This is a genomic window from Mammaliicoccus sp. FSL K6-3158, from assembly GCF_038005105.1.
In the GTDB taxonomy this organism is placed as follows: domain Bacteria; phylum Bacillota; class Bacilli; order Staphylococcales; family Staphylococcaceae; genus Mammaliicoccus; species Mammaliicoccus sciuri.
On record NZ_JBBOSL010000001.1, the window covers coordinates 1,998,535 to 2,010,874 of the forward strand.

General features: G+C 35.0%; 10 protein-coding genes and 1 pseudogene. All 11 read right to left on the reverse strand.

What is annotated here, in order from left to right:
* Positions 1-4: 4 nt before the first annotated feature.
* A complete protein-coding gene (locus MHH94_RS09935; protein WP_340840874.1) occupies positions 5-1,222 on the reverse strand; it encodes an N-acetylglucosaminidase in 1,218 nt (405 codons plus the stop codon).
* A gap of 333 nt (positions 1,223-1,555) precedes the next feature.
* Positions 1,556-1,801, reverse strand: a pseudogene (locus MHH94_RS14365) (CHAP domain-containing protein); the annotation flags it as partial.
* A 419-nt stretch (positions 1,802-2,220) separates the two neighbouring features.
* Entirely contained in the window at positions 2,221-2,616 is a 396-nt protein-coding gene (locus tag MHH94_RS09940; protein ID WP_340840876.1) for a hypothetical protein, read from the reverse strand.
* Positions 2,600-3,016 (reverse strand): hypothetical protein, encoded by a 417-nt coding sequence (locus MHH94_RS09945; protein ID WP_340840878.1) that lies wholly within the window; start codon positions 3,014-3,016, stop codon positions 2,600-2,602. Before MHH94_RS09945 ends, MHH94_RS09940 begins: the two co-directional genes overlap by 17 nt.
* A gap of 38 nt (positions 3,017-3,054) precedes the next feature.
* The gene (locus MHH94_RS09950) at positions 3,055-3,204 is read right to left on the reverse strand and encodes a hypothetical protein (RefSeq protein WP_167739951.1); all 150 of its coding nucleotides are present in this window, start codon (positions 3,202-3,204) and stop codon (positions 3,055-3,057) included.
* Positions 3,201-3,500 carry a hypothetical protein gene (locus MHH94_RS09955; protein ID WP_340840882.1) on the reverse strand — a complete coding sequence of 100 codons (300 nt, stop codon included), beginning with the start codon at positions 3,498-3,500 and terminating at the stop codon, positions 3,201-3,203. Before MHH94_RS09955 ends, MHH94_RS09950 begins: the two co-directional genes overlap by 4 nt.
* Positions 3,493-5,388 (reverse strand): BppU family phage baseplate upper protein, encoded by a 1,896-nt coding sequence (locus tag MHH94_RS09960; protein WP_340840884.1) that lies wholly within the window; start codon positions 5,386-5,388, stop codon positions 3,493-3,495. Before MHH94_RS09960 ends, MHH94_RS09955 begins: the two co-directional genes overlap by 8 nt.
* 17 nt (positions 5,389-5,405) lie before the next feature.
* Entirely contained in the window at positions 5,406-7,142 is a 1,737-nt protein-coding gene (locus tag MHH94_RS09965) for a phosphodiester glycosidase family protein (RefSeq protein ID WP_340840886.1), read from the reverse strand.
* Positions 7,143-7,146: 4 nt separating this feature from the next.
* A complete protein-coding gene (locus MHH94_RS09970; protein ID WP_240815407.1) occupies positions 7,147-8,412 on the reverse strand; it encodes a tail tube TT1 domain-containing protein in 1,266 nt (421 codons plus the stop codon).
* Between the two features lie 10 nt (positions 8,413-8,422).
* On the reverse strand, positions 8,423-9,337 hold the full coding sequence (locus tag MHH94_RS09975) for a phage tail protein (protein ID WP_340840890.1): 915 nt from the start codon (positions 9,335-9,337) through the stop codon (positions 8,423-8,425).
* A 15-nt stretch (positions 9,338-9,352) separates the two neighbouring features.
* Positions 9,353-12,334 carry a phage tail protein gene (locus MHH94_RS09980; protein ID WP_340840892.1) on the reverse strand — a complete coding sequence of 994 codons (2,982 nt, stop codon included), beginning with the start codon at positions 12,332-12,334 and terminating at the stop codon, positions 9,353-9,355.
* Positions 12,335-12,340 lie beyond the last annotated feature (6 nt).

Consider the following 12,340-nt stretch of genomic DNA (forward strand, 5'->3'; position numbering starts at 1 on the left):
CTCCTTATTTGTATCTATCATATTGATAATACTTACCTTTACTACCAATCTTTTTATAGTAGTTATATATCGTTGTAGCTTGATGATTAGCCCACCTAACGTCTGTAGCGTATTGATGAGTACCTGGGCTTTTAGGATTCCACCTCATGCGATACAATGTGTTTTGTCCCTTAGATATATAATTACTTCTAATAAACTTTGCACCACCAATAATAGCTTTAGAAACCGTGTTCCAACCTTGATTACGTGCAAATGTAATAGCATTATTCGGATTACTATCAAAAGCGCCTATACCATACATGTTGTAGTAACCACTAGCACCACTAGCGAAATAAGAAGAACCACTACCCGTTTCTAAAATTGCATGGGCAATTAAATAAATTTCATTCACTTTATATGTTTTACCTGCTTTAGCAAACGCTGCGCCTTGATTATGCAATTTACCTTTATTTCTTAATAACTGATTAAGTTTGGCGACAGAAATACCTTGATATTTACCTAAATTAAGCATCTGATATCTTTGAACATTACTCTTTCTAATGTTTGTAGAGTGCATATACGTTTGTGTTTGTGACCTACTTGCGTTGTACCAACCTCGACCAACATTGATTTGTGGACTGACACTCATTTGCTTATTTAACGCTTGAGCAAATGTATATCTTGATACGTCCATGTCTGTAATCACTTTATTATTACTAGACGAACTACTAGAACTTGTCGAAGTACTACTTGCTTTACTACTTGCTTTTTTCTTAGCATCAATTTTTATTCTCTTAGTAGTTACAATCTCTTTAGGTGCTGTATTCATGAATTCGTCTACATTGTTATAGAATTTAATTAACGCTTGTTTAAGCTTTAACAATTCGCCACTACTTGCTTTACCATCTTTTATCACGTCATAGCCTGTATGTTCTTTTAACGCACGCCAAATCGTATTAGAAACGTTTAAATATTGAACTTTCAAAGGGATTTTGTATTCTTCCATCATCGTAACTGCCATTATTAAAGCAGTTGCTTCATTAAACAGATAATCATTTTTAACATCGTTCATATCTCTACAAACTTCTACAACAATGTTGTTTGTATCTCCTGGTACTTCATACTTAGAATGTCTAGGAGACCATATGCGATTTCTATCAACATAAAAGTGAGGTAAGTCATTTTTAGGAATAGTATCTCTATCGTTATACAATTCTTGAACTGATCGTGATGATTGAGCCATACGAATCGTCACACCTTTAGGCTTACCAACTCGTAGGTTACCTTCAACGATATGTTGAAAGATATTATCAATCTCGCCTTTATCTTCGTCATAAGTCGTGTATTTAATTGTTTTGATTGTTCTATAAGTTGGTTTTACATCCTCTTTTTTCTCTGGTTCTACAGTAGTTGGTTTGTTAGGCTCTTTTTTGTTGTCTTCTTTTTGTTTATTGTTACTTGTCGTGTTTTCTTTTCTGTATGGAGGACGAACAAAGTAAGATATACCGTAATAACTATGCTTAACTAGTCTTGCAGGACTACCCGACCAACTGGCGTTATACCAATTTTGGTCTACACTTGTGAAATAACTTTTTGTAGATGGTCCAACAACTATCGCGCAATGCCCTACACCATTGTTAAATGAGCCAGTACCCCATATAGCGAAATCTCCAGGTTTAGGTACAAAATTTGTAGTGTTTTTATAACGAATAAAGCCACTTGGTAACTTGTTGTATCCCCATGCGATAGCGTTACCAGGTGGCCAATAATTCCAATATTTAATTGATATATAAGCGTTTAGATCCCAACATTGCGTTTGTATTTAATTTAACGCCTTTCCCTATGATAATTTCTTATCATGCTTGTATAACGTTAAATTGCTCTATAAAAAGAGCCTTACGCTTTCACGTAAGACTAGACTATATCTTCACTATATTAGTGTAATGCACTGCCTATCAATTGATAGTACCTAGTCGTTGAACCTTCATCTACTTTTACCATAGATGCTTGGCTGCTGATTGCCCAATCCTTTATATTTTCAAACTATCACGCTTACCGTTGCCAGTTACGTTGTAGTTATAAAGGCTCTCAGGGTGTTCCAGCAATTCACATTATTTTTTTATATGGAACCCATAAATTAAGCACCATATGCACCGTCCACGTTTATGGACTTGCCTATAACACTTTTAGCCCATTTGGCTACTTGTGTAGCTGTCGGTTTTTGAGTCATTACATCACTCCTTAAAAGAATACTTGTGCAAATCCTAGAGCACCTACAATAACTGTTGCTATACCACCAACAATAGCTACCCATAATTGCACATTTCCTTTTTGTCTTTCTGTCACAGAGTTTTCAATACTGTCCACTCTCCTAGTGGTTGTTTCAACATCAAACTCAACATCTTTAATTCGATCATTATATACATCCATTTTTTCATCTATACGTTCTAAAATAGTGTTTGTTCGTTCACTTGTTTTAGTAAGTGATTCCGTACTTTTGCCAATTGTTGTGACAACCAGATTCAACTCGTTATGCAATTGCATGTGCTTTGCATCTACGTCTTTTATCTTTCCTGTAACCTTGCCAATATCTTTGATGTGTTCTGATTTTAAAACGTATTTACTTTCGTCTAGCATATATTTCAGCACCTCCGAAAAATGCAATAACACCACAAGTTGCAGACAAAGTAGCAAATTGCATTGGTGATAACCAATTTATTGCATTGAATAAACTTGCACTTGTCATTGTCAAATACATCAATGAACAGGTTATTCCACCTAGTAAAAGTAACCAGTGAAACAACCTATTTCTTCTGGGCATTAGCCAACTTGCACCTATAAGAAATGAACTAGAAACAAATAGCATGATGCCCCAAATCCATATCGGCATAATTTCATGAAGTGCTCTATAAAAATCTGAATCATTTAATACCTTTTCTTGTTCCACTATCCAAAAAACACCACGAAACATTGTGAAAATTCCTAATCCAAATAACAATGTGCTAGATAATATTTCGGGTAATGATAATTTATTCATACGACACCCACTTTCATTTAATAATAAAAGCCCACTGATTATTCAGTAGGCTCTGTAGTTGGGAAGTATTGTTCCCTTATTTGATTGTATTCTTCCATAGTAATTGCAATTGGAACGAGAAAAATTGGATCCATATTCATATCAAAAAATATTTTAGCTTGTTCTAAAAACATTTCATGCATTGTCATGATTTCTCAACCCCTTCTAGCGTTGATACTCTAGTACTTAAACTAGCTAGTTGAACAGATTGTAGTTGGATAATTTTCTTTAATGAGGTGATATCATCGGGTAAATCTTCTTCTGGTGGGTTTTCTTCTTCCCACACCTCTTTATCTGTACCAAACCATTGACTTAATTCTGGGTCAAAAACAATGGGATAATACAATCCGTCTGTTGGTGGTATATCTGTATATTCATCCGGTAAATCATTAGGGTTCATAATTAAATGAGGTGTCCCATCATATTCCCATACTTGATTAGCCATTATTATCACTCTCCAAATCTTCGTCTAATTCATCTAAAGCATCGCCGTAATCTGGTAAATCTTCTTCGCCATCTTCAATTATTTCTTCGTCAGATGGTTCTTCATCAGTTGTAGGGTCGCCAGCACTTGGGTCGTCATAATCTGGGTCATCGTCTGGATTTTCTACAATATCCTCATCTACTAAGTCGTCAGCAGATTCACCTTCTAAACCACTTGTTCCACCAGTGTCAATATTGTCGAAGAATTCTCCATCAACTATCCAACTGTGTTCTCCTATACAGTAACTTGCTGTATCCCAATTACTAATATCATTAGAATGAACCATCAGTTTAATTGAACCGTCAATATTAATGGTATAAACAACTGGATTTCTTGATAATCCAGAACGTAACAAACCAGTTTGAGCTTTTGTTACCATTTTTGCTGGTATACGACCGACAATAGCGTTAGGTGTTATATTGCTAATATTAAATCGAATATGTGCGCGTGTTATGCCATTAGTAGTAATTACTCGATACTCATTCCTATATAATGTACCCTCGCCAGTAGTTTCATTTCTATTAACCGCACCATTTTCTAATTGCCATTGTATCCAACCTGTATCAGCATTTTGTTGTTTGCCGTATTCTTCTGTGACTATCTTTTTCCAGCCAGTGAACTGATTGTTTGTGTGGATAGTAGTTATATATTCAAGATTTCTATAGTTATGTCGTAATCTAATTTGTTTTCTACCATTAGCACCTTCGAAAACATCGATTTCTGCAATATAAGAACCTAAATTCGCATCATATGGTGCATCAACAGTATTTGCTTGTGCAGGTATTGTACATTCATATAAACCAGGTGCAAGTTGTAATAATGAGTTGGATAAAGTTCCTAACCATACTCTTTTATTCTTATTTGATGATGGTTCGTACATTGCCCAATCTGTCCATGTTGGCGAGTTAACTCTACGTTTGATAAAAATTTTATCTGAATTATATGCTTGATAAGTTAGAATCGCGTAATTAGGACTCCTAAACAATACAGAAATAAATGCATTAGGATTCTCTCCATTAGGTTGATTAAGAGAATTGGTTACATACACAAATTCAGTTTTCTTAAAATACTCATCTGGATTTTTTAAGTCTGGTTGTGATATTGAACGTGTAAACCCATCATCACCAGTTATCTTAGACTTTTGCCAATTAGAAGTATCAGCTTGATTTAATGCGTTTATATCACTGACTGCACTATTTTTAGCAGTTTCTATTTCTGTTTTAGCATTATCAGTACTCGTTTGTACGTCATTTGAAAATGTTGTCTTAATGTCTTCGAATTCATTTTTAGCTGTATTTACTGTAAGTTGTAAATCTAACTTTGCTTGATTGATTAGTGCGTTCATTTCATCAACAACAGCTTGACCATCTGATAGTTTCTCATTAATGTTATTTACCATGTTATTGATTTCAGCTTCTAATTCAGCAAATATCCTGATTTCTTTCATTTGAACATCTGCAGGAATATCATTTATTAAGCTATCTTCAATATTGAAAGTGAATTTAACTTGTGTAATGACACTGTTCTCACCTAAGACTTTAATGTAAATCTGACCTTTAGCTAAACCACTATGTGCTAAAAAAGTATCAGTTAATTTAACCGATACTTTACCGTTTAATGGATCATCATAATTTAGATTGTGTTTTTCAAAATAACCATCATGTGCCACTAAAAAAATCGATAGTTCAGTAGTCGCTTCATCTAATAACAAAGGTTGATTGCCATAAGTTAAAAAGAAACGTAATACTGCACTACCGACATCCGTATCATCAAAAGATATATTTGTCTTAATAGGTGCTTTATACTCTGCTGATGTTTCTAATTTTATATCACCATATTTTTGTACCATTTAAAAACCTCCGATTATTAGACTTCGAACCACTTACTCCAACCATCTTTTTTAGTATATGTTCTACGCTTTTCTTTAACGCTTGCACTTCTAGCGAATGGCGTTGCTCTTTGAATAGCTGAACTTGCTTTAGTGAAATCAATAGAACCTATATTCCAATGTGTAACGATTGAAGATGATTGGTTAGGATAAGGACCGTTTGTAGCATCACTCAATACATGATAGTCGCCACCATAACGTATTGTATTAGGGTTTCTAACTAATCTAGGTGCGCTATCTTTTTTGGCCATCATCTTTCCACCAACATGTAACCCTCTATCATCAACTATGAATATTGATTTCTTTAAGTCATATCTATAAAAAGCGACACGTTTATCAAGATATAACTTGCTCATAGGTTTTCGCTTATCATCTCGCATTACAATCCCGGCATATCCTTTGTTACCATTGATTAAGTTAAGTTCTTTACTCTCAATTGTGTTGTAATGTTGTAGCATTCCGAAAATGAACTGGTTATCATATCTTAAATCGCCAATCATATTCATAATTCTGTGAATGTCATTATCTCTAGGCTGTACCTTTTCTTTGGCCACATATAAGAAATCAAGCACAGGTCGTTCTGCCTTATGATTACTATCAACTAATTTATTTAACATTTGCCCATTTAAAATAGACGCTGCTGAACCGCCACCGTCTAAGTTATAAGCAAATTTAATTTTACCGTCACCTTTACCAAAGTGATCTTGTAATGTATCAATTACTTCTGGTAATGTCATACCTTTATGATATAGTTGACCAGTTTTAATACGACCATCACATGTGAAGAAGAAAATATCATTGTTTGGTAATTGGCCAACTACTTGTCTAGGGTGAGAAGCTTCACTATTTGGACTATACATACCTGTTTGATATGCAACTTTACCATCTAGGAATAATGGTCCAAAACCACTGACTGTGTTATTAATTCCTTTTTTCTTTATTTCAGAAGCTGTTACTGCTTGTGGATAGGCGTATAACTCATTGTTATCTCCGATTGTCATTGTCCATCTATCTTTTAATGGTTCATAATCTTTGACGCTTTCTAATATTTTACCTTCGTATATTTGTTGACCGTGTAACATTAATCTTGAGCCACTACCCGTACTAGCATTTGCTACAAAGGTTGCCCCACTTAATTGAGCAAATTCACGAGGTGTTATATGCTCTGGATGACTTTTATCGTCCCCTACAATACCTCTTTTAAGCTTAATCAAGTTACCTTCTTTGTCCTTGTGTGGAATGATAATCAATTTATAAGAAGTATCATGTTTACGACCTTTTGTTGATGTAATTTCATCATAAAATGCTGTTTTTGTTATTTGTGTTTCATGTTTATTAGCTAGCGTTTTAGCTTCGTTACTTATCTCATCTAATTTAAATAAGTCATTCTGTAATCTTGCTTGTAATGTTTGATGTTTAGTGCCGTCAATTGCAACGTGTGCATCTTTCAGTTCGGCATTACCGTCACCATTAGCACCCGTGATAATATTCTCGATTTGAGATTTCATCATGCCTACAACTTTGTTTAAATTATTGTTAAATATCTTTATCTGTTCAGCATTATGTGCATAATCTTTCTTTTCTTCATGCTCTTTAGCTAATTCACGTATATTGATTAATGCTTTTTCAATCTCTCTGAAGTTACGCTCATTCTGACCAACAAAGTGTTCGTTGAATATATCATCGAGATATTTTATAAGCCTTGTTTGTTCCATTTATCTAGCCTCCTAGTAATGTAGCTTGTAATTTACCGCCTACAACACTTATTGCGTATTTTTTGTCATCATCACCCGTTAGAGTAATACTCTTATCAGATATCTGATTAACACGTTCTTTTTCATCAGTTGTTAGGTTTGTTTTTTGCACAACAGAAGTGACTGCATTTACCTTGTTGGTAACAACTTTAAAATTCTTGCTTGCTCCCATGCCACCGTTTCTACCTAATCCCGATGCAAAATTAGCGGCTTGGTTTATACTTCTTCTATATCTATCTCTACGCTTGATATCTCCTAGCGTTACATCTTGTTTAATGATTTCATTATTAGCATCACGTTGTGTATTGATTTCCACTATTCTTACTTCTTCGTTTAGATCTAAAACATCGTCTCTAACTGGAACCACATCGCCTAATCTAGGTACTGCTTCAGGAAAGTATTTTTTTAAAGCTATAAAATCAAGAGACAATGAAGTTTTAAAAGAGTTATTGATTTCTGATTCTAATCTAGCTTTCATCGTACTTTCTTTAGTAATACGTCCATCTATAACTGGCTCAGCTTCTAACTTTCCATATTGCGTTGCTAAAGGATGTGTATATTCAACTTGTAACGCAGCTGTTCTAAAATCTTCATCATCATCAAACCCACCATATCCACGAATATAAGTGCACAACTCGTTGGCATCATCTTCGAGGTGAATGTTATTTGCATTTACTTCGCTTGAAATATAGTATTTTGCTTTATTTTCAAAATATGGTGTGAATGTAAATGTCTTAGTTGCTTCATCATACGTGTATTCAAGGGAATATCTATTTAAACCATTCTGTAACATTTCTAATCGTGTATCTCCGTCCCCTGCGTTTTCCCATCTACTAGAGTTAGGTTTAGTTGTTAACTTAAACTTATAACCACTATTGCGAAACACACTGGTAAAATAGTTGAACGGTGTCAGTGACCCTGTGACATTTTCATAAACCCTAGAAAATTTTAGGTCGTGTATTTCTTTTTGTATTGCAGTTACTGAAACGTAGTTTTTATCGCCACGCGCTTGTCTATCAAGCATGATGATTTTATATACTTTATTGTCTTTATATCCACCAACATTTGTTACAGTCCACATATTAGTTATTGAAGTAATGATATCTTTAGTATTGTTATTTTCTACAATATCGAATGTCAAAGCACCATCAGCACTTATCTTTTCATTTAATGATGTACCAGTATAGACGGGATAACCTTTACCAATGAGATTCTTTAACATTATCGGCATTTTATCCCTCCTATAAGTAATAGAATTTTAAGTCAAAAATGACTTTTTCTATTTTCTGATTAAATTTAAATGAGTTAGCACCTGGATTAAATTTCGGAAAGTTTAAACGTGTGTATTCATTAATTGGAACGTTATTACGATAGGTTTGTAATCCATCGAATGTTATAACGTCTCCACCTTTTAAGTTGAGACCCTTAATTTCCATCATGTCAGATGCTGATGTGTACCAGTTAAATTCTTTTGTGCTTTCAGTAAGTGTGATTGAAACCTTACACTCTTGGTTAAACTGTTCTATAGGGTATGTCCCGTGATAGTAAACCGTTCCAGTTTTCACGTTTTCGAATACATATTTACGTGTACTCGAACCCATTTCCCAATCCATTAACATATCTGACGACCATAAACTAGATGTTCTTCCACTAGCTAAGTCTAATGATCGCCCAACACTTTCATAATAAGGCAAATCTACAGTTTCAAATTCGATAGCTATTTGCCCACTTATCTGTGTTACGTCGAATGATATTTCTGAATTCAGTTGTAACTTAATCGTCTTACCACTTAGATAGTTTGGCTCAAATTTAAATGGTTTATCGTTAAAATGTTGAAATGGAATTTCTACTACAGATGCTCCCATTTCCCTAACAAAAAACTCGCCACTAAATAAGTAAGCGAGTTGTCCTTTTAAATGTTGTGCCCTCGACATCTTTTCTACATTGTAACTAACTAGGAGGGTTGCTTTTCTTTTATCATTGCGTTTAGACGTTAAAAAACGGCCGTTAATGCCATCAATGCTTTCATGGTTATAAATATACTCCAAACCATCTACATTGAAGCTATCGACCGTTAAAACATCTCCAGTAATACTATTGTTATTAACACGATACTTTGTACCGTTTTTTATAATTTCTAAGTCTGAAACTTTCAATTTATCCCTCCTTAATTAGAAATTGAATGTATTATTTTCTTTAGAACTAGCATCATCTATCCATGATTTAATAGCAGGTAAATCTGATTCATTATGAACGTGTAAGTTAACAACAGGTTTACTATTTTCTGCAATGCTATGTCTTACATCTGAATCAATATAACCGTCAATGTTACCGACAGCTGATGAAATACCATCACGCATAAGGCTACTATCGACACTAGGCACTAGTTGAGGACTAAAGGCATTAGTAATAGAATTCGCTAAATGTTCTGTACTTGAAATAGCAGAACCTCTATGTTTATCTATTCCTTTGACCATACCCATAACTGACCACATACCGATTTCTGCGAACACTTTAGATGGAGAGTTAATTTTCAACGCTGACTTTGCTGCACTTACCGCATCTTGTACAGTAGAAACTGCTGCATCTACTAAAGCACCTGCTGCGTTTTTAACCCCTTGCACCATGCCCATGATTAAATCTGTACCTGCAGAAATGAAGTCTCCGACGAAACTTAGTGCAGCGTTTACTGCATTGCTTATTCCGTCTGTTATTGCACCGACAAAGTTGACCATTCCGTTGATTGCTGCGTTAACGATATTGACCATGCCATTAACTACGTTAGATAACATATTAGACATTCCATTGATCACAGCGCTTACTGCGTTAGCAAGATAATTGGTAATGTTAATAACAATACTGTTCCACGTAGAAATGATGTTCCCTAGCACTTGAGACATGTAACTAATGATATTACTTAGTATCTGACCGAAGTAGCTGATTACACTACCAAGTATTGAAGATAGCTTACCACTGATGAATGACCACATTTCAGACCAACTAGAAATCGTAGTACCTAATATTGTGTTATAGATACTAAAGAAGAACTCTGAAATTGTTGTCCATATTGATTGAATAGTAGACCATATTGTATCCATTACATTAGAAATAGTAGTTTGCAGCGTTAACCAAGCACCACTAAAATCGCCAGATAGCAATTGAATAAATGCTGTTAAAATACCGACTACCAATTGAACTGCAACAGATATAATTGCGCCTATTGCTTGCCATACAACTTGTGTGACTGCCCATATTTGCTTGAAAGCTAACATTAATAACTGAATAGCCCCTACAAATGTTGCACCTAAAACTTGTTGTGCAATCTCTCCAACTTGTTGAAGTAATGGCATGATAGGTTTAAGTGTGGATTGGATATTAGACCATAGCTCTTGGAACCATGTAACCAATCCGTTTATAGCTTCTCCTACTTTATCTTTAATAGTATTCCAGGCATTTACTACTGCATTTCTGAAATCTTCGTTCGTCTTCCATAGATAAGTAATTACACCGATTAATGCTGTAATAACACCAATCACTATCCATACTGGCGCACTGATAGCACCTAATGCGCCGACTATTGCTCCAAATGCAGTTCTAAGTAGAGTTAGTGGAGATGCTAACTTACCAAGTACACCTTTAAGAACGCCCATAGCTTTACTAACAATACCTGCTTTACTTGCCCAACTAATGAATGGGATCAATAAGTCTTTGACGAATATAGCTACCTGTGCAATCGTAGGAACGACTGCGAGTAATATACCACCTAGAATAGTCATAATACCGACTAACTTTGCAACTCCTGGATGCGCTTCAAATAGATTACTTGTAAAGCTAATGATTGCATTCACTACATCAAGTATCTTACTTGCTATTGGTGCCATTGCAGTCCCGAAATTAACAAGCAACATTGTTAAATTGCCGATTAAGTCCATGATTTTTGGACCATTTTGTTGTACGTAATCAATGAACTTTTTAAAGCCTTCTGATTTACCAACTGTTTCTGACCAATCTCTAAATTTTTGTGTCATTTCAGCCAATGCTTCAAAGATGTTAGTTGAGTTGCTACCAAATGCTTTCATCAAGTTATTTATAGCTGCAAACGTATTACCGAATATCTTACCGATTAAAGGTAAATTTTGTTTTGTATATTCCATAAATTGCTTAATACTGTTTTGACCGCTCGCACTATTAGCCCACTTACTAAAGTTAGTAGCGATACGATCTAACCAGTTAGCACTCCATTGGAATAAGGGTGCTAATTGAGTAAATACATTAATTAGTCCATCTCCAAATTTTCCTGCAGCACTTAACATTTTGTTAAACACAGATACGCCTGTTGTTTCCATCATATTAAAGAAAGCTTTAGCTACACTACTTGATTTAGTCCATTGTAATAATGATTCAGATGCTTTATCCATTCCTTTAGCTACACCAGCTAAAAATGGCGCTATACCTTTCAACGCAACTTTTACTGCGTTCATACCATTAGCCATTGCACTGAATACTTTCGTATAGTTATCGCTCACGATATCTACCCAAGCATCTTTTACGCCTTGCAACGCACTTTCATATCTTCGTGTTTCTTTTGTAGCTTTTAAAGTACCGTCACCAACTAGATTTATTGCTGTAAATGCCATTGCACCAAATCCAACAAAACCACCTGCTGCAATAGCTACTGCGCCTGCTAGGGCTAAAGCACCACCAGTTACTACTTTTAACGCGTTACCCACTGCCATGATGGCAGGTACTAACCCTGCGATAATTGGTATTAAGCCTTGGAAACTAGCGATTAATGTACCTTTAATTTGATTAGAAAATACTGTTCCGAATGATCTAATGGATTGAGCCATAGACATCATTGTTCTGTCAAATTCATCTTGTGCTTTTTGCGTTTGAGCCCAACCTCGTTGCATAGTTAACATTGCACGTCTAAATTTACTTGTGTCGGCATCTATATCGACTGTATGCTTCCGAAAACGTTGAGCCATAGCTTTTGCACGCATTAAGCCACGTTGGAATTTAGATGTATTAGCAGTAATATCCGTTTCAATTTCATCCGGTATAGAAGTTTTGGCTAATCTTTGTGCTTTACGAACATTACGTTCGAAATTACTAATAATAGCTGATATACGCGCTACGAAATTCTTTTCCAATATTTA